Origin of the sequence: Sphingomonas sp. Mn802worker, from assembly GCF_000382485.1 — a bacterium.
Lineage (GTDB): Bacteria > Pseudomonadota > Alphaproteobacteria > Sphingomonadales > Sphingomonadaceae > Sphingomonas.
Genome location: NZ_AORY01000015.1, coordinates 1 through 18,111, shown reverse-complemented (window position 1 = coordinate 18,111; position 18,111 = coordinate 1). Strand labels below are relative to the sequence as shown.

Genomic DNA, 18,111 nt, shown 5'->3' with positions numbered 1-18,111 from the left:
AATGCGGTGTCGGCGCGAGACTTGTGCCGGTAGGTGACGTACGTACCGCCACCTACCGACGAGTGGGTCAGATCGCCGCCAACGCGTTCGCGAAGTCGGCGATCAGGTCATCGGCGTCCTCGACCCCGATCGAGATGCGCACGAGGTTGTCGGTGATCCCCAGCGCCTGCTTGCGCTCGTCGGCGACCGACAGATGCGTCATGCCCGCCGGGTGGCTCGCCAGCGTCTCGGTTCCGCCGAGCGATACCGCCAGCTTCGCGATCTTGAGCGCGTCGAGGAAGCGGAACGCCTCCGCCTCGCCCCCCTTCAGGTAGAGCGAGAAGGTCGATCCGCCGCCGGTGCAGTTGCGGCGATAGATGTCGGCCTGCCGCCCTTCCGGTCCCTTGATGCTGCCCTCGGCTAGGAAGCCGAGATAGCCGACGCGCTCGACCTGCGGCTGGTCGCGCAGCCAGGCGCACACCTTGGCTGCATTCTCGCCCGCGCGGCTCATCCTGAGTTCCAGCGTCTCGAGACTGCGCAGCAGCATCCACGCGGTATTGGGGTCGCAGATCGTGCCGATCGTGTTGCGCATCGCGCGAATGACGTTGATCTGCTCCTTCGACCCCAGCACGCCGCCCGCCACCAGGTCGGAATGCCCGCCGGCATATTTGGTCAGCGAGTAGACGACGATGTCGGCGCCATGCTTCAACGGCTGCGACCAGAGCGGCCCCAGGAAGGTGTTGTCGATCGCGATCGGCGGCTTCGCCTCGTGGTTCGCGAACACCGCGTCGCGGCTCGCCGCCACCGCCTCGACGTCGACCAGCGCGTTGGTCGGATTGGCCGGGCTTTCGAGATAGATCAGCGCGACATTCCCGCTTGCCGCCGCCTTGTGCAGGACCGCGTCGATCTCCTCGCGGGTCGCACCCGCGGGGAAGTCGAGCCAGTTGATGCCGAACTTGCCCAGCACGCGCGCGATCAGCGTCTCGGTCGCGGCATAGAGCGGCCCCGAATGGACGATCGTGTCGCCCGGCTTGACCATCGACAGGAACAAGGTCGCGATCGCCGACATGCCGCTGGAGAAAGCGAGCGCGTCCTCCGCCCCTTCCCAGATGCCAAGCCGGTCTTCCAGGATCTCCTGGTTCGGCCCGTTGAAGCGCGAGTAGACCAGACCCTCGGCACCGCCCGGCCGCTTGCCCGTCACGCCCTCGAAATGCCGCTTGCCCGCCGCTGCGTTGGGAAACACGAAGGTCGAAGTCAGGAACACCGGCGGCTTCAACGACCCTTCCGACAAAGCGGGATCGTAGCCATGCCCCATCATCAACGTCGCCGGTTTCAGCGTACGCCCGCCGATCGCGTCCACTTCCGGCTTGGGGGAGATACGCTGTTCGACGCCGGTCATGTCGGCTTCGGTCTGGTCGGGCATTCTATTCCTCTCGTGTCGCGACAACGCCGAACCGACGTTGCCGCTCAGGGTCTGGTGTAGGGCGTGAAGTCGCCCAGGGCGCAGCTGCCGGTCGTGATCCCCGGCACCGGTTGCACCGTGGTCGCGATGTCGCCGCTGCACGTCCGCGTCTGATACTGCCGTGTGACGAGCGCGTCACCCTGCGCGACACGCCCGCACCCGCCGGTCGTTTGGCTGACGTAGACCAATTTGTCGCTGACGCGGTAGATCAGCTTGTCGCCGTAGGCGCTCAGCTGCGCCTGACGAAAGCGCGTGTCGATGCACGACTGCGGCTTGCCCGCGACCTTGCCCGCGATCAGTTTCTGGTACGCCAGCTCGGGCGTGTCGCGCTTGGCGAGCGCTGCGCCCCCGGCACCAAGCCCAACCCCTGCGATCAGCAACACTGCGGCAAGTCTACGCATTGCATCTGCTCCTCATCCTGCAAGTACAAACGCACTCAGCCGCGAAAAGAATCCTTTCCCTCACGCAACCGCTTGAATTCACCCGCATCGCGCGCGCGCATAAACGGGTTGGTCGCCTTTTCCTCCGCGATCGTCGTCGGCACGGTCGGCTCACCCGCCGCGCGCATCCGGTCGACCGCGGCCATCCGCTCGACGAGCGCCTGATTGTCTGCATCCACCGTCAGCGCGAAGCGCCCGTTCGACTGCGTATATTCGTGCCCGCAATAGACCTGCGTCTCACCCGGCAGCGCGGCGTAGCGACGCAGATTGTCGAACATCTGCTCCGCCGTCCCTTCGAACAATCGCCCGCACCCGAGCGCGAACAGGGTGTCGCCGGTGAACAGCGCGTGATCGTCGGCGAGATGGAACGCGACATGCCCTGCAGTATGCCCCGGCACGTGCATCACGGTTGCGATGTGCGCGCCTAACGACACCGTGTCGCCCTCGCCCACGCCGCTGTCGAGTGCGCCGATCCTGGCACGCTCCGCCTCGGGACCGATCACGTTTGCACCGGTCGCCGCGACGACGCCGGCGTTGCCGCCGACGTGATCGGGGTGCCAGTGCGTCGCCCAGATCGCCCCAATCGTCCACCCGCGTGCGGCGGCGGCGTCGAGCACCGGCTGCGCCTCACCCGGATCGACCACGACCGTCTCGCCGCTGTCGGCATCGTGGACCAGCCACGAGTAATTGTCCGACAGCACCGGCACGCGGACGATCTCGAGCGGGGAAGCCATTACCAGCTGCCCGTGTTCGGCATCGACTTCCACGGCTCGGCCGGCTCCTTCGCCCCGCCTTCCTGCAACAGCTCGATCGAGATCCCGTCGGGCGACTTCACGAACGCCATATAGCCGTCGCGCGGAGGGCGGTGGACGATATGCCCCGCGTCCTGCACCCGCTGGCACGTCTCGTAGATGTCGTCGACATAGTAGGCCAGGTGCCCGAAATTGCGCCCGCCGCCATATTCCTCGGCCGCCTCGCCCTCGTTGGGCCAGTTATAGGTCAGCTCGACCTCGGCCTTCGCACGCTCGCCGGGCGCGTTCATGTCCTCTGGCGTGGCGAGGAAGATCAGCGTGAACCGACCCGCCTCATTCTCCATCCGGCGGACTTCCTTCAATCCCAGCACCTCGAAGAAGGCGATCGTTCTGTCGGGATCGGCGACACGGATCATCGTATGGAGGTATTTCACTGCTTCGGATCTCCTGCGAACTGCGTAAGCGCGTTGGCGGCTGAACGCCCGGCGGGCGCATCGGGTGCCAGCCGCGCCGCCTGCTTCCACGCCACCTGTGCTCCGTTCGCGTCGCCCGCGGCCGCGGCGATGTTCCCCGCCTCAAGCTGGACCGAGGCATCGTCGGCCGATCGCCGGAGCGCCTGCGCGATGTCGAGCTTGGCGCGCGGCAGGTCGCCCATCCGCCTGGCCAGCGTCGCCGACAACAGCCACGCGAGCGGATCGTCGCCCGCGTCCTTGGTTGCCAGATCGAGATCGACGCGCGCCGCCTTCATGTCGCCCGTCGCCACCAGCGCACGCGCGCGGTCGAGATACGCCTCGCCTCGATTGAGATGGGTCAGCGTACCCGCCGCCAGTGCAGCATCAAGCGCCGCACGCGCCTTTGCGGCGTCACCCGCCGCCAGCCACGCATTCCCCGCCTGCGCCCAGTAATCCGCCGCGCGCGCCTCGTGCGCCACCTCGGCGTTGCGTGCAGCGGCAGTAAAGGCAGTCGCAGCGCCGGCGTAATCGTCTTCGCCCGACAGCGCCGCACCGCGGCACGCCTCGCCTGCGCGCCCCAGCATTCGTGCAAGCCGCTCCGCGCCGGCGGGGTCGCTGCGCGCCTGCGTGATGCATGCGTCGAGCTGCTCGGCGGGGGACTTGGGCGCTGGTGCAGCAGCTTGCGCAGCCAGCGCGGCGAACAGAAGGATCACGGCAGCACATCCTCCACCGCGCGGATCAGCAGCGCGATATCGGCATCGCGCGACAGGCGGTGATCGCCGTCCTTGACCAGCCAGGTCTGAACGTCGCTTGAAGCCAGCATCTCCGCCAACCGGCAGGTGCGGTGCCACGGCACCTCGACGTCCTTCTGCCCCTGCAGGAAACGGACCGGTTGCGGGATCGCGATCTCGCCGAACATCAGCCGGTTGGCCTCGCCCGACTGCCAGAAACGCCGCGTGTAGACGGTCGGCGCAGGACCGTATTTGTTCGGCCGCTCCAGCCGCCCGTGCTGGAGCAGGTACATCTTCTCCTCCGACGAGAAGCCCCAGTCGGTGAAATCAGGCGCCGGCGCGATGCCGACCAATGCGTGAACACGCTCGGGGCGTGCCTTGGCGGCGAGCAGCATGATCCACCCACCCAGCGACGATCCGACCAGCACCACCGGGCCTTCCACCGCGTCGTCGATCATCGCCAGCGCATCGTCGCGCCAGTCGGCCAGGCTCTGCTCCTCGAACTTCCCCTCCGACGCGCCGCACCCGGCATAGTCGAAACGCAGGAACGCGCGCCCTTGCGCCTTCGCCCACGCCTCCAGCGCGACCGCCTTGGTCCCCGTCATGTCGGACGCATAGCCCGGCAGGAACACGATCGCGGGCCCACGCCCCTCGGTCAGGTGATAGGCGAGGCGCGGTCGCTCGGCGGCGGTAGGGGCATGATCGGACATGGCCGTCGCCATACGCCCGCGCCCGCGCGTACGCAAAAGCGCTTGCGGGCAACCCGGTCAGCCGCGCGACGGGCTGACGAACACCTCTTCGATCGCGACGCCGAACAGCTCGGCGATGCGGAACGCGAGCGGCAGCGAAGGATCGTAGCGCCCGGTCTCGATCGCGTTTACGCTCTGCCGGCTGACCTCCAGCAGGTCGGCGAGATGCTGCTGGCTCCACCCGCGCGCGCCGCGCAGGTCGCGCAGATGGTTGGTCACGTGCGCGCCTCGATCGCGCGGTTGACGCACGTGCCGAGGCCCAGTCCTGCGAACCACAGCACTGCGACGAAATAGGCATCGATGTGGCCGGCAACCCCGAAGCTTTCGAGAAACCCCCAGATCGTCGCGATCGACAGCGCGAAACCGCTCGCCACCAGCGTCTGTCGCACGGTCAGCATGCGCAGATACTCGTCGCGCTCCTCCATCAGGTAACGCGCGATCGCGGCGAAGACCCCGATGATCGGCAGCGCGGGCAGCACCGCCAGCATCACCGCCGGCACCCCGGTGATCGCCGCGTGTCGGAACAGGTAGGTCGCGGCGAGCAGCAGCAGCGCATAGGCTGCGCTCAACCACAACACGTCGCGATTGTAGCGGCGTTGCGCGGCATTGCGGGCGACACAGGACGACATCGATTCACTCCCCTGATTGACAAGGAAGCTTTACATGGCAAGCTAACTTTACGTCAAGCCTGCTTGTCACCTAGTTGGGCGACCATCTCGGCGGCGAGCAGGCTCAGCGTGTCGTCGCGCGCGCCCATGACGACGATGCGGTCGCCCGCGCGCGCCTCAGCGACCAGATGCGCCGCCGCCGCCGCGCGGTCGGGCAGGTGCAACCCGTGACGCCCGCCCACCTCCACATCGCGTACGATGTCGGCGCTGGTCACCGCGCGATCGGTCGTGCCGCCGTGATAGACCGGGTCGGGCATAACGAGCAGGTCGTCTGCCGCCAGCGCACGCGCGAACATCGCCACCAGCTCGGCCCGCATCACCTTTAATGGACCGAAGCCGTGCGGCTGGAACAGGACCAGCAACCGGCCTGGAAAGGCGTGCAGCGTGTCCAGCGTCGCCGCGATCTTGTCCGGGTTATGCCCAAAATCGTCGATCACCGACACGCCCGCCGCCTCGCCGACCAGATCGAACCGGCGCCTGAGCCCCGTGAAGCGCGCCAGCGCCGCGACAGCGTCGCCCAGTGCTACGCCCGCCGCCATCGCCGCACCGAGCGCAGCGAGTGCGTTCGACACGTTGTGCCGGCCCGGCACCTGCAACCGCACCGGCAGCGTGCCGCCGGCGTGATGCAGCGTGAACGACACCGCGAACGGCTCCTCGCGCAGCTCACGCGCGACCAGATCACCCGTTCCCTCGACCGAGAAGCGCGTCACTCGCGACGCAGGCAGCGCCCCAAACCTCCCCATCGCCAGCGCCGCTGCGTCCGCATTGTCGGCGTTGACCACCGCATGGCGCGCATGCGCGATGAAGTCGCCGAACAGGACGTTCAACTCGTCCAACGCCTTGTGGTCGAGGCTGACGTTGTTGAGCACCGCGATCGTTGGGCGATACAGCGCGATCGATCCGTCGCTTTCGTCCACCTCGCTGACATACGCCTCGCCCGCGCCAACCAGTGCGCTCGCGAACGGGCGATCGGCGGCCACGAAGTCCTTCATCACCGCGCCGTTCATCACGCTCGGATCGCGCCCGACGCCGTGCAGGATCGTCGCGATCATGCCGGTGACGGTCGACTTGCCGCTCGTCCCCGCCACCCCGATCGGCAGCGCGGCGGCGTTGAACAGCGCCGCGTTCAGCTCCGCCCGCGTCATCCGCGCACAACCGATCCGCGCCGCCGCAACCATGTCGGCGACCGTGTCCTCGACCGCGGCGGAGGCGACGACGACCTGCTCCACCGACCCGACACCGCTGCCGTCCTGCGCGAACAAGTCGATGCCGAGCGCGCGCAACGCGTCGAACTTCGCCGGCACCCGCCCCTGATCGAGCCCGCGGTCGGAGCCCGCGACGATCGCCCCGCGCCCGGCGAGGATCATCGCCAGCGGCATCATCCCCGATCCGCCGATCCCGACCAGAAAGAAGCGCCTGCCGCGCACGTCACCGATGATCCCGTCCGGGGCCGCATTGCCGTCCTGCATGGCGACGCGCTATCGGCGGTCCGCGCCATTGGGGCAAGCCGGGGGAGTAGGCCAGGAACATGCGGATCGGTGTCGTCGCGGCGTCCAGCGTCGCCAATCCCGACGTGGTCGCGCCCGTCTCCGCGCTCGCCGCGATCGCCTACCCCGAGGTCGACCTCGTCTTCCACCCGAGCGCCTTTGCGGAAGCCGGGCATTTCGCCGGCAGCGACGCGGTCCGCGCCGCCGCCTTCGTCGACTATGCAAACGACCCTTCAATCGAGGCGGTCTGGTTCGTGCGCGGGGGCTATGGCTCGAACCGCATCCTCGCCGACGCGCTGCCGCGGCTGAACGACGCCGCGCGCGCGAAGACCTATCTCGGTTACTCGGACGTCGGCTTCCTGCTCGGCGCGCTTTACGCTCGTCGCATTGGCCATCCCGTGCATGGCCCGATGGTAAGCGACATCGGGCGCAAGGGTGGCGACCAGACGGTGGCGCGCGCGCTCGGCTGGATGGCGCGGCGTGACCGCTCGGCGCTCGAACCCGGCCTCGCGGGGCATCCGTCGGCGGCGTTCAACCTCTCGATCCTGTCGGCGCTGATCGGCTCGCCCTACCTCCCCGATCTCACCGACCACGTGCTGATCGTCGAGGAGGTGTCGGAGGCGATGTATGCGATCGACCGGATGCTGTTCACGATGGCGAACGCGACGCAGCTGCGCGGCATCGCGGGCGTGCGGCTCGGTTCGGTCACCGCAGTCAAGCCCAACGAACCCGATTGGGGCGAGACGCTCGACCAGATGATGGAGCGCTGGTGCCGCGACATGAACGTGCCCTATCTCGGCCGCGCAGAGGTCGGGCATACGCAAGCGAACCACGTCGTTCCGTTCGGCCTCGCCTAGCGCGCGACATCATGGGCGACGCGATGCTCGACACCTCGTGCCGTTCTTAGCCGCACGTCGGCGCGCCTTTAGTTCCGGCGTCAATCCAGTGCGTGCAGTCCCCATTGATCGTAGCCGAACCGCCGCGAGCCGACTTCGAACGCGTGCGCGCCGATCACGTGCGGCTGGTCGCGCGGGCCGATGCCGCGCGCCATGTGCGCGGGGATCGCGATGCGCGTCACCGCACCGCCGAGCGGGCTGGCGATCGGTTCGGGCAGGTCGATCAACAGGTCGCGCGCGCCCAGCCGGGTCACCACCGCCTCTACGACATCGGCGAAGGTCAGCGTGCGGAACGGCTGCGACAGGTCAAGCGCGATCCGCCGCGCGGCCTCAGCCGAGGCGAGCTCGCCCCCGGCGCGCTCGGCTGCGTGATTGTGCCACGCCGCTCCTTCCGCGCTGATCGCGGCGAGCGCAGCCGGGTGCAGCGCGCGCTCGACCAGCCGGCGGTTGTCGCGCGGTATCACGATCTCGGGTGACTGCTCCAGCACCCGCAGCGTCGCCTCGAGTTGGACCAGATTGGGATACACGCTGCCAAGCCCCTGCCGCGCGCCGCTACCCTTGCCGAGCAGCACCGACAGGTCGCGCTCCGCCGGTCGCAGCACCAGCACGCGCGCCTGCGAAAATGCACCGCGATCGTCGCGCCGGTGGCGGTGCAGCCGTCCGATCCGCTGCAACAGCACGTCGATCGGCGCCAGATCGGTGATGAGGAAGTCGGCATCGAGATCGAGCGACTGTTCCAGCGTCTGCGTACCGACCAGCACCTGCCCGCGCGCCGCACGCCCCTTCCCGAACGCCGCCTCGACGGCCTGATCCAGCCGCTCGCGATCGTCACGCGCGAACCGGCCGTGATGCAGCGTCGCGACGCCGTTGACCGCAAACGCCAGTTCAGGCGCGCGCGCCGCCACTGCCTGCGCCACCGCCACCGCACCCGCGACGCTGTTGCGCACCACCAGCACCGATGCGCCCGCATGCGCCGCCTCGACCGCCTGCGTCGCGATCGCCTCGGCATCACCGATCAGCCCGGCGACCTCGACCGCCACCCGCTTCGCCGCGCCCGCTGCACCCGCCGCGGGTCGAAGCGTCGCGCTGCTCCCCGACAGCGTCGGATAGGCTTGCACCTCCGCCTCCTCCAGCGGCGGAACCACACCGCCCAGCAACGTCGCGCGCGCCGCCGCGCCGAGCGTCGCCGACAGCAGCAGCGCGTGCCCACCGACTGCGATGTGATGCGCCAGCAGCCGTTCGAGCAGCCCCGCCATATAGCTGTCCGACGCGTGCACCTCGTCGACCACCAGCAGGCTACGCGACAGCACGCCGGCGCGGAACAGCGCGTGCTTGACCGGCAGGATGCCGAGCAGCGCCTGGTCGATCGTGCCCACCGCGACGCGCGCGGCAAGGAAGTTCAGGCTCCGCTCCGCGGCCCAGCGCGCATCAGGAGCAGCCCCCGGCTCGTCCCAGCGCACGGCATGGTCGGGCAGCGCCTGCCCCACCGCGTCGCCCGCGCGCAGATAGCCCGGCACCGCGAGCACCGCCTCGGGCGCGTCCATGCCCCAGACGCGTTTCAACATCGCATCGACGCGCGCGTGCAATTGCACCGCAGCCGACCGCGTCGGCAATGCGAAGAACAAACCGTCGACTTGGCCGCGTCGCCGCAGTTCCAGCCAGCGCCACAACGCCGCCTCGGTCTTCCCCGACCCCGTCTCCGCCTCGATCAGTGCAACCGCGCCCAGATCGTCGCCCGCCGCCTCCAGCTGGAATCCGTGCGGGCAAAAGCCGAACGCCTGCTCGAAGTCGCACGCCGGCGTGTCGAGCGGCACGAACCCGCGCGCCGCTGCCGCCGCGCGCACCTGTTCGACGCGTAGCGGCTCACGCGCATCGCCATGCGGCGCGCCCACCGGCAACCGCCGCGTGTCCGATCCGAGCCAGTCGGCCAGCGTCACCAACCCCGCGAACAGCGCGACGAAGCGCGGCGCATCGGGCAGCATCGCGCCCGCCTCCCATGCCAGCGGCCAGCGCGCGCGCACCGCCTCGATCACCGGCACGACCAGCGCGGCGGGATCGTCTTCCTTCACCACCCATTCGCCGACGTGCTTGACCCACGGATCGGTCTCGATCGTCGCGCGCTGGTGAAACGCGGCGAGCGGCTTGCCGTGATGCGCCATCACGCCAGCGAAATGCTGCCTGGCACCCCAGTCGCGCATCAGCGCGGCGAGCATCGCCGCCGCCGCTCCCTGCTTCAGCACCGAATGGTTGAGCAGCGCCGCGACCGGCGCGGTATGCCCGACCGGCGGCCTGGCGGGATCGATCCGCGCCTGGAAACCGCGATTCGCCTTGCCGACATCGTGCAGCGCGGCGAGTGCGCACAACCGCGCGAGATCCTGCGCCGACAGCACCCGTCCCGCCGCCGCCTCCAGCGGCCCGCGCCAGCCATCGATCACCACCGCCATCGCCGCGCCGACATCGAGGCAATGGTCGACGAGCGGCAGCGTCGCCGTCACCACGCCGTTCTCGCGCAGCAGCTTCGCCCACCCGCTTCGAGGCCGCGCCGACCGCAGTCGACGGCGATCTGGAGGAATTGCACATCGCGGTCGAGGGTGCCGCGCTCGCGACCGAGCTCGAATGGCTCCCCGCCGCCGAGCAACTGGGCGAAGGCGTGTTCCTGCGCTTCTCGGCGTCCGCGATCCGCGACTGGCTCGCGCGTCCCGCCGTCCACGCGCGCGGCGACCTGCTGCTGCGCGGGTGGGAGCGCTGGGCCGCGAACCAGCCGTTCGGCGACAAGCTCCACTTCCCGCGTCTCGCTTACTACGCGCTCCACGGCTTCAGCCACGCGCTGATGAACGAGATCGCGCTCGACTGCGGCTATCCGGCGACTGCGCTCAAGGAACGCCTCTACGCGATCGTCGACGACGATGGCGAGCGCTTCGGACTGCTGCTCTACACCGCCTCGACCGGCGCGCAGGGCACACTCGGCGGGCTGATCGCGGTGCTGCCGCGCCTGGGTGCGATCATCGAGCGCGCGCTCGATCGCCTCGCACTCTGCTCGGGCGACCCGATCTGCGCCGAACATGATCCGGACAACCACGCCGACGAACGCGCGCTGAGCGGCGCTGCCTGTCATGCCTGCCTGCTCGTCGCCGAAACCAGCTGCGAGGCGCGCAACCTCTACCTCGACCGCGCCCTCACCGCGCCTACCGTGCTGACCGGCGCGGCGGCGTTGTTCGGCCCGTCGACCTGACCATGCGGAGACTTACAAATCATAAGAAAACGCGCGCATTCATGCGGATAAGTCCACCGCCGCGCTTTGACACCGCGCAGACCCGCTGGCAGGTTCGCGCCATGTTCCGCCGCGTCGCGATCTCCGTCCCATATCGCGCCGTGCGGGTGGCAACGCGTTGATCGACTGGCAGGACGAACATGGCGCGCGCCATCGCGGCTCGCTGTTCGCCGCCTTCGCCGCGCTGGCGAACGGCGCGGCGTGGAGCTTTCCTGCACTTCGCCCACACCAGCGCGAACCGTGGCACGCCTTCACCGTGCAGGTCGCCGCGCTCGCGCTGATCCACGCCGACCGTGAGGCGCTGCCGCAGGACCAAGCCGGGTGGCGCGACCTGCTGACGGCGCTCACCCCCGATTGCCCGGAGGCGTGGGAGCTCGTCGTCGACGACTGGAGCTGCCCCGCGCTGCTCCAGCCCCCGCTCGTCGCCGCCACCGACCGCGCCGCCTACAAGAACGTGCTCACCACCCCCGACGCGCTCGACATGCTCGTCACCGCGAAGAATCACGACGTCAAACAGGCGCGCATGGCGGACGCGGACGAGCAGGAATGGCTCTTCGCACTCGTCACGCTGCAGACGTTCGAGGGCTTCCTCGGCGCGGGCAATTACGGCGTTTCGCGCATGAACGGCGGCTTCGCAACGCGGATGAGCCTGGGCGTGCGGCCCGCCGGCGGAGCCGCCGCCGCCTTTGCGCGCGACGTTCGCCGCCTCGTCGCCGACGCGCGCGCACGCCCGACGCGCCGCGCCGGCACCGCGCTCGTCTGGACGCTGCCGTGGGACGGCATGCAGTCGCTCGATTACACCTCGCTCGACGAGCTCTATGTCGAGGTCTGCCGCCGCATCCGCCTGCGCCGCGGGGCTCGTCTCGAGGCGCTCGCCGCCGGCTCAAAGGTCGCTCGCGTCGCCGCCGCGCTGCTGAAGGGACAGACGCTCGATCCCTGGGCGCCGCTCAAGGCGGACGGCAGCGCCAGCCATACCCCGACCGGGGCTGGCTTCGGTTATCGCCAGATCGCGCAACTGCTCGATCCCGCCCGCATCACGCGCCCGCTCCTGGCCAACGAAGACGGAAGTGACGACGACGACGCGCTGACGCTCGTCGCCACCGCGCTCGTCCGCGGGCAGGGCAAGACCGAAGGGCTGCACCGCCGCGCAGTGCGTCTGTCGCGGCTGCACGAACTGGAGGACGGTGACCTTGCCGCGATCGACCGTGTCGGCGCGGTCGCGAACAAGCGCGCCGCCGAAGCAGGTGAGGCGGGACGCCGCCTGCGCCGCGCACTCATCTCGCTCGTACAAGGCGGCCCCGATCAGGCCCGGCTAGACGACGAGGCCGCGAAGAAGAAGACCGCGCCCTGGCTCGCCCGCTTCGACGAGCGCGTTGACCAGGAGTTCTTCGAAGAGCCCTTCTGGGCCGAGGCGGCGTACGACGCGGGCAACCACCGGCTCGCCTGGCGCACGCGGCTTCGCGACCTCGCCGGCATCGTCTTTGCCGATGCCGCCTGCGCCGCGCCGCACACGCAGGTTCGCCGCATCCGCGCGCGCGCCCGCGCCAAGAGCCTGCTCGACGCCCAGATGGCCAAGTGGATCAAGGACGCGCAACATGGCGAGTGACCCGCACGAGGCGACCGCGCCGAAGGACGTGATGGCGTCGATCGGCGGACAGATCGCGCATCTGTCCGCCGGCGACCGCGCGGCGTTGCGCCGCATCTATCTGACCGGGCGACCCTCGGCCGACGGCATCGTCATCGGCCTGCTCCACCGCGCCGGCGTGACGGTGCCGGATGACGCCGTCACGTTTCGTCCATGGCGGCTGGTGGTGCACGCCGCCGCGCTGCTGTCGGGCACCGCGGCCGCGCACCCGCATGCAAAGAGCAAGCGGCTCGGCACGCTGCTCCACGACATCGGCCTGTCGGAGAACCGGCTGCTGCGCCTCACCAGCGCGCGCGGCGAGGCGCTCGATGCACAGGCGATCCGCGCCGCGCGCATGCTCGCGCAAGTTGGTCAGCGCACGATCAACCTGTGGACGCTGTTCGACCTCGTCGGCAACGACGAAGCCGATGCGGAGGCCGCGCGGCTTCGGATCGCGCAGGATTATTACGCCGCCCACGCGCGGTCGGATGAGGGAAATAACCAGTGACCAGTGAAGCCGCCGGCGTGGTGCCGAAGTTCATCCAGATCCACTTCCTCGCCGCCTGGCCGGGCGCGCTGCTCAACCGAGACGACGCCGGGCTCGCCAAGCGGCTGCCGTTCGGCAACGCGGTGCGCACGCGCATCTCGTCGCAATGCCTCAAACGCCATTGGCGGATGGCCGACGACACCCACGCGCTCCACGCGCTCGCGCGCGCGAACGGTGTCGAGGGCCTGCGCTCAAAGGTCGCGATCGAGCGTGAGGTGACCGGTCCGCTGCGCGCGCGCTTCGACAAGGACATGGTCGACGCGGTCGAGGAAGCGTTCCTTGTCAAATTCTACGGCAAGAACGCGAAGGACAAGCAGCAGCGCCAGGCGCTTCTGTTCGGCCGGCCCGAGCTGACGTGGCTGTGCAGCGAGGCCGAGCGCCTGTTGTCGGAAAGCGCCAGCGCCGCCGGGGTCAAGGCCGCGGCAGAGGTGTGGGCGAAGGAGCAGCGCAACAACCTCAACCAGTTGCGCGACCAGAATATGCTCGCCGCCTCGCTCGAGGCCGCCTTGTTCGGGCGCATGGTGACCAGCGATACGCGCGCCAATCGCGACGCCGCGATCCACGTCGCGCACGCCTTCACGGTTCATCCCGAACAGGCCGAGCTCGATTATTTCACCGTCGTCGACGATCTCAGCCGGCGCGATCTGGGCGATGACGCGGGCGCGGCGGGCGTGTTCGACACCGAGCTCACCTCGGGGCTCTATTACGGCTATGTCGTCGTCGACGTGCCGCTGCTCGTCTCCAACCTGACCGGCTGCGCGCGCGGACAATGGGCCGGCGACCACGACCGTGCGCTTGCCGCACAGGTGGTCGAACACCTCGTCCATCTCGTCGCAGAAGTCTCGCCGGGCGCGAAGAAGGGCTCCACCGCACCCTATAGCCGCGCCGAGCTGGTGCTGGTGGAGGCGGGCGACCGCCAGCCACGCACGCTCGCCAACGCGTTTCGCGACGCGGTCGAGACACGGGACCGCACCTCCAACGGCTCGCTCGGGCGTCGCACCGCGAGCAAGCTTTCCGATCACCTGTCGGCCATGGACCGGATGTACGAAACCGGCGAGGCGCGCCGCCACGCCGCGCTGCCCGACCTGGCGCTCGACGGGGTCGCGGGCGGCAGCCTGCGCGAGCTCGCCGCCTGGGCGGGTGCCGCGGTGCGCGACGCGCGCGTCGTCGACACGGTGCCTGCGTGAACCACCTGCTCATCGACCTTGACGCGCCGTTGATGAGCTTCGGCGGCAACATGGTCGACGCTTACGGCGTCGTGCGCGATTTCCCCGCCAAGTCGATGATCGCGGGGCTGTTCGCCAACGCACTCGGTTGGGAGCGCTTTCACGTCGACGCGCACGCTCTGTTGCAGGCGCGGCTGACGATCGGCGCGGCGCGCATCGCCGAGGGGCAACGTGTGCAGGATTTCCAGACCGCGAAGCTGGAGGCAGGCGATCGCGGCTGGACCACGCGCGGCCGGATCGAGGGCCGCGCGGGCGGTGCCGACACCTACAAATCACCGCACATCCGCTACCGTGACATGGATGCCGATGCGCGCGTGCTCGTCGCGTGCCGGCTCGCCTCCGCCGACGACAACGGCAGCACCGCCGGTCACGACACGCCCGACCTCGACGTACCCGATCTCGCCGCATTGGCGCGCGCGCTGACGCGGCCCGAGCGTCCGCTGTTCATAGGACGCAAGCCGTTCGTCCCCTCGCGCCCGCTGCTGCTCGGCATCGTCGACGCGGAGACGATCCCCGACGCGCTGACGCAAGGCCTCGCCCTCATTGCCGACAGCGACCGGCGCGACAGCGTGCGCGCGCAATGGCCGTACGGCGAGCTGACCGGCGATGCGCTCACGGCGGCAACCGCAGCGCGCGCGCAGGAGGATGCGCTCACCGACGAACGGCACTGGCCGTCTGGCATGCACGCCGGCCTACGCCGCGTTATCCACGGCCGCCTCGACTGGCCGCTTCCGACCACCGATCCAGTCGCCGAGGAGACAACAGCATGACGCTGCATCCCTCTCCCGTCGGCCAGTTCGACACCGCGACGGCACCTGTTGCGCTGACGCACCGACTTGCCCTCGCCGACATGATCGTCAGCGTCGGCGCAGGTGCGCGTTGGGCGGACGAGTTGACCAAGGACGCGCCAACAGCAGCGTCGAGGCCACCGGCGCAGAAAGGCGCGCGTTCCGGTGAACGGCACCGACCCTTGAACACGCACGTCGGGCTGTGGCGAGATGTTCTAAGACGCCTTGATCGGTCAGCCTTGGCCGAGCAGACGATCGTCGAAAAGTCGGGCGGACCGACGCTGCACCTCCCACGCGTCGACCCGCTCAACGCCGCGCCGATCGCGGACGCGCTGACACACGGAAACGCCTCTGCCGACACGATCGCCATCGGCGGGCTGCGCGCGTGGGGTCTGAATGGCGAGCATGGCGGCAGTACGCTGGCAGCGGGGTCGAGAGCACCTGCGCAGGAAAGCGCGAGCACCCAAGAACGGTGCCGCTTCCCGCGCCCATGCGCCGATCTGCGCGACGTCGTTCATGAACGCGCGGACTGGTCGGTCTCGCGCGTGCGCACATCGCGCAGGAACGCCGTGGTCGCGGCTACGTCGACCAAGGAAACCGCGGCATGACGCTGCATCTCCTCCACGCCGCCGCGCTCACTGCGACGGCTTGCGACCTGCCGCCGCGACGTGACGCTTTCGCCGACATCGATGTGCGCGACAGCGTGCGCGCACGATGTCGACATGGCGGACTGGCCAGTGACGCGCTGAAAGCGCCGCTGACGGCGGGCGCACAGCAAGACGCGCTTGCCGACAAGCGGACCCGCCCCTTGGACATGCACGCCGGGCTGTGCCGCGCCGGCACCGGTCACCCAGGCCGGCCGCGCACGGCCACGCAGGCGACGGATACGAGTGCCGTGATCGCAAACACGGTGATGGTCGAGGTAATCGCGTGACGCTGCACCTCCTGCGCGTCGGCGTGGATCGACGCGCGCTTCACCATTTCGCGATCGCCCGACGGCTCGACGACGATGATGCTGGCTATGCGCTTCACGCCGCACTGCTCGCACGCTTCGGCGCTGCCGCGCCGCGCCCGTTCCGCTTCCTGCCCGATCATCCGCGCGGGCCGCATCTGCTCGGCTATCTTGCCGACACCGAAGCGCTCGCCGATGCGGCGGCGCTGCCACCTGCCGACGCTCTCATCGCGGCGATCTTCGCCGACCACCAGCTACAGCCGATGCCTGCCGCGTGGCGCGCGGGCGCACGTTACGCCTTCGAGGTGCGCGTGCGCCCGGTCGTTCGCTTCGGCAGCCAGGCACGCGCCGCGCGCGCCGATCGCGGCGCGTGGCAACCGCGCGCGGGAGAGATCGACGCCTATGTCGCCGCATGCGAGCGCGCCGCCGCCGCGGGTGACGACACCGCGGCAGTGGCGCACGAGCCGGTCTATGCCGACTGGCTCGCCGCCCGGCTGGCCGGCGCGGCGGTGATCGAACACGCCGGCCTGCGCGACTTCCGCCGCAGCCGCACGCGGCGCAACACCCACGCGCGCGCCGACGGGCCGCGCACCCGCGCGGTCGAGGGGCCGGACGCGGTGATGGCTGGCACGCTGGCGATCGCCGATCCCGCGGCCTTCGCCGACCTGCTCGCGCGCGGAGTCGGGCGACATGCCGCCTTCGGCTTCGGCATGCTTCTCCTCGCGCCGCCGGGTCGCGCGGACTAGATGCTGTCGGGTCGCCTCGGGCTCGAACGCGCGCGGATCCCGCACGCCGACCGGCACGGGTTGATTTGGCTCGATCGCGGACGACTGGAGGTGGAGGACGGCTGCCTGCGCTTCGTCACCAACGGCAGCGACGCGATGCCCGCGGGCGATTACCAGATCCCCTATCACACGGTCTCGATCGTGCTCCTGGGGCCGGGTTCCAGCGTCACGCACGACGCGCTCCGGCTGCTCGCGCGGCACGGATGCGCGCTTGCCGCGATCGGCGACGGCGCGGTACGCTTCTACACCGCGCCGCCGCTGATGCCCGACACCTCGGCGCTCGCACGCGCGCAGGTGCGGCGCTGGGCCGATCCCAAACAGCGGATGGAGGTCGCCCGCGCGATGTACGCGATGCGCTTCGGCGAGATCGTGCGCACGCGCGACATCGCGGTGCTACGCGGACAGGAAGGTGCGCGGATCAAGCGTGCCTATGCACTCGCCGCCGAGCGCCACGGCATCGCCTGGGGCGGTCGCCGCTACGACCGCGAGAACCCGGAGGCCGGCGACCTCGCCAACCAGGCGATCAACCACGCGGGCGCGGCGATGACCGCGGCGGCGAGCGTCGCGGTGGCGGCGGTCGGCGCGATCCCGCAACTGGGTTTCGTCCACGAGGATTCGGGGCAGAGCTTCGTGCTCGACATCGCCGACCTCTACCGCCACGACGTGCTGCTCGACATCGCCTTCTCCGCGGTGCGTGAGGCACGTGCCGCCGGCGCCGCCCCGATCGAGCGGCTGGTGCGAAAACGCGCCGCGCTGCTGTTCCGCCAGCGCAGCGTCATTCCCGGCATGATCGATCGCATCAAGACGTTGCTGATGCCGGGACAGGAGAACGAGGTGATCGCCGACACGGGTGCGGGTGCTTCACCTGCGACTAGGACTTCACCTGCATCTACATCTGCCTCGGCGACTCGGGCCGGACCCGACGCCGGCCGCGCGCGCTGATGCCGCTGACCGTCGTCATCACCCGCGATGTCGAGGACCGCTACCGCGGGCTGCTGGGCTCGGCGATGCTCGAACTGGCGCCCGGCGTCTATGCGCAACCCTGCTGAGAAAGCGCAGTGGATCGGGGGCATGAGGCTCCCCCGCACCCGCGGGGATCAACCCTTCTCGCCCTTGCTGTCGAAGTCGAGCGTCCAGGCTCCCCCGCACCCGCGGGGATCAACCCTTCTTCATGGTCCCGCCTTTCCCTAGTTGACCGGCTCCCCCGCACCCGCGGGGATCAACCCGATGAGATAGCTGTCGGCGGCCGCCGGATCGCGGCTCCCCCGCACCCGCGGGGACTCAACCCGCTGTCGCTCGGCA

20 protein-coding genes and 1 pseudogene are annotated in these 18,111 nt (G+C 69.8%); 11 read left to right on the top strand and 10 right to left on the bottom strand.

Features of this window, described 5'->3' with window-relative positions:
- Nucleotides 1-67: 67 nt before the first annotated feature.
- Genes SMN802W_RS0113515 through SMN802W_RS0113475 form a run of 9 tightly spaced genes read right to left on the bottom strand, consistent with a single transcriptional unit; the run spans nt 68 to nt 6,702 of the window.
- Nucleotides 68-1,402: a cystathionine gamma-synthase family protein gene (locus SMN802W_RS0113515; RefSeq protein ID WP_019517454.1), complete on the bottom strand. Its 1,335-nt coding sequence runs from the start codon at nt 1,400-1,402 to the stop codon at nt 68-70.
- Nucleotides 1,403-1,446: 44 nt separating this feature from the next.
- Nucleotides 1,447-1,842: a hypothetical protein gene (locus SMN802W_RS17200; protein ID WP_156818907.1), complete on the bottom strand. Its 396-nt coding sequence runs from the start codon at nt 1,840-1,842 to the stop codon at nt 1,447-1,449.
- Nucleotides 1,843-1,877: 35 nt separating this feature from the next.
- Nucleotides 1,878-2,615: a hydroxyacylglutathione hydrolase gene (gene gloB, locus SMN802W_RS0113505; protein WP_019517452.1), complete on the bottom strand. Its 738-nt coding sequence runs from the start codon at nt 2,613-2,615 to the stop codon at nt 1,878-1,880.
- Nucleotides 2,615-3,049 (bottom strand): VOC family protein, encoded by a 435-nt coding sequence (locus SMN802W_RS0113500; RefSeq protein ID WP_037524178.1) that lies wholly within the window; start codon nt 3,047-3,049, stop codon nt 2,615-2,617. The genes gloB and SMN802W_RS0113500 overlap by 1 nt, the downstream gene beginning before the upstream one ends.
- A 14-nt stretch (nt 3,050-3,063) precedes the next feature.
- Nucleotides 3,064-3,798: a hypothetical protein gene (locus tag SMN802W_RS0113495; RefSeq protein ID WP_019517450.1), complete on the bottom strand. Its 735-nt coding sequence runs from the start codon at nt 3,796-3,798 to the stop codon at nt 3,064-3,066.
- The gene (locus tag SMN802W_RS0113490; protein WP_026326124.1) at nt 3,795-4,526 is read right to left on the bottom strand and encodes an alpha/beta hydrolase; all 732 of its coding nucleotides are present in this window, start codon (nt 4,524-4,526) and stop codon (nt 3,795-3,797) included. The genes SMN802W_RS0113495 and SMN802W_RS0113490 overlap by 4 nt, the downstream gene beginning before the upstream one ends.
- Before the next feature lie 57 nt (nt 4,527-4,583).
- Nucleotides 4,584-4,784: a helix-turn-helix transcriptional regulator gene (locus SMN802W_RS0113485; RefSeq protein WP_019517448.1), complete on the bottom strand. Its 201-nt coding sequence runs from the start codon at nt 4,782-4,784 to the stop codon at nt 4,584-4,586.
- Nucleotides 4,781-5,194: a hypothetical protein gene (locus SMN802W_RS17195; protein WP_019517447.1), complete on the bottom strand. Its 414-nt coding sequence runs from the start codon at nt 5,192-5,194 to the stop codon at nt 4,781-4,783. The genes SMN802W_RS0113485 and SMN802W_RS17195 overlap by 4 nt, the downstream gene beginning before the upstream one ends.
- Before the next feature lie 53 nt (nt 5,195-5,247).
- Nucleotides 5,248-6,702: a glutamate ligase domain-containing protein gene (locus tag SMN802W_RS0113475; protein ID WP_019517446.1), complete on the bottom strand. Its 1,455-nt coding sequence runs from the start codon at nt 6,700-6,702 to the stop codon at nt 5,248-5,250.
- Between the two features lie 59 nt (nt 6,703-6,761).
- On the opposite strand from SMN802W_RS0113475, the gene SMN802W_RS0113470 reads away from it, so the two are divergent.
- On the top strand, nt 6,762-7,577 hold the full coding sequence (locus SMN802W_RS0113470) for an LD-carboxypeptidase (RefSeq protein WP_019517445.1): 816 nt from the start codon (nt 6,762-6,764) through the stop codon (nt 7,575-7,577).
- Between the two features lie 80 nt (nt 7,578-7,657).
- On the opposite strand, the gene cas3 is transcribed toward SMN802W_RS0113470, so the two are convergent.
- The gene (gene cas3 / locus SMN802W_RS17190; protein WP_274543663.1) at nt 7,658-10,129 is read right to left on the bottom strand and encodes a CRISPR-associated helicase Cas3'; all 2,472 of its coding nucleotides are present in this window, start codon (nt 10,127-10,129) and stop codon (nt 7,658-7,660) included.
- Nucleotides 10,130-10,152: 23 nt separating this feature from the next.
- Here cas3 and drmB point away from each other — a divergent pair.
- The 10 genes and pseudogenes from drmB to cas2e all read left to right on the top strand — a co-directional run.
- A pseudogene (gene drmB / locus SMN802W_RS0113460) lies at nt 10,153-10,848 on the top strand (DrmB family protein); the annotation flags it as partial.
- Between the two features lie 157 nt (nt 10,849-11,005).
- A complete protein-coding gene (locus tag SMN802W_RS17185) occupies nt 11,006-12,493 on the top strand; it encodes a hypothetical protein (protein ID WP_019517442.1) in 1,488 nt (495 codons plus the stop codon).
- Entirely contained in the window at nt 12,483-13,019 is a 537-nt protein-coding gene (locus SMN802W_RS0113450) for a type I-E CRISPR-associated protein Cse2/CasB (protein WP_019517441.1), read from the top strand. The genes SMN802W_RS17185 and SMN802W_RS0113450 overlap by 11 nt, the downstream gene beginning before the upstream one ends.
- On the top strand, nt 13,016-14,245 hold the full coding sequence (cas7e, locus tag SMN802W_RS0113445) for a type I-E CRISPR-associated protein Cas7/Cse4/CasC (protein WP_019517440.1): 1,230 nt from the start codon (nt 13,016-13,018) through the stop codon (nt 14,243-14,245). The genes SMN802W_RS0113450 and cas7e overlap by 4 nt, the downstream gene beginning before the upstream one ends.
- Entirely contained in the window at nt 14,242-15,054 is an 813-nt protein-coding gene (gene cas5e / locus SMN802W_RS17180) for a type I-E CRISPR-associated protein Cas5/CasD (protein WP_019517439.1), read from the top strand. The genes cas7e and cas5e overlap by 4 nt, the downstream gene beginning before the upstream one ends.
- A complete protein-coding gene (locus SMN802W_RS0113435) occupies nt 15,051-15,680 on the top strand; it encodes a hypothetical protein (RefSeq protein ID WP_019517438.1) in 630 nt (209 codons plus the stop codon). Before cas5e ends, SMN802W_RS0113435 begins: the two co-directional genes overlap by 4 nt.
- Complete coding sequence (locus tag SMN802W_RS18530; RefSeq protein WP_019517437.1) at nt 15,677-16,006, top strand: hypothetical protein; 330 nt, start codon at nt 15,677-15,679, stop codon at nt 16,004-16,006. The genes SMN802W_RS0113435 and SMN802W_RS18530 overlap by 4 nt, the downstream gene beginning before the upstream one ends.
- Nucleotides 16,003-16,770: a type I-E CRISPR-associated protein Cas6/Cse3/CasE gene (locus SMN802W_RS0113425; RefSeq protein WP_019517436.1), complete on the top strand. Its 768-nt coding sequence runs from the start codon at nt 16,003-16,005 to the stop codon at nt 16,768-16,770. Before SMN802W_RS18530 ends, SMN802W_RS0113425 begins: the two co-directional genes overlap by 4 nt.
- Nucleotides 16,771-17,751, top strand: a complete 981-nt coding sequence (cas1e, locus tag SMN802W_RS0113420) for a type I-E CRISPR-associated endonuclease Cas1e (protein WP_019517435.1) — start codon at nt 16,771-16,773, stop codon at nt 17,749-17,751. It begins immediately after the preceding gene.
- On the top strand, nt 17,751-17,858 hold the full coding sequence (gene cas2e / locus SMN802W_RS17175; protein WP_019517434.1) for a type I-E CRISPR-associated endoribonuclease Cas2e: 108 nt from the start codon (nt 17,751-17,753) through the stop codon (nt 17,856-17,858). The genes cas1e and cas2e overlap by 1 nt, the downstream gene beginning before the upstream one ends.
- Nucleotides 17,859-18,111: the final 253 nt, after the last annotated feature.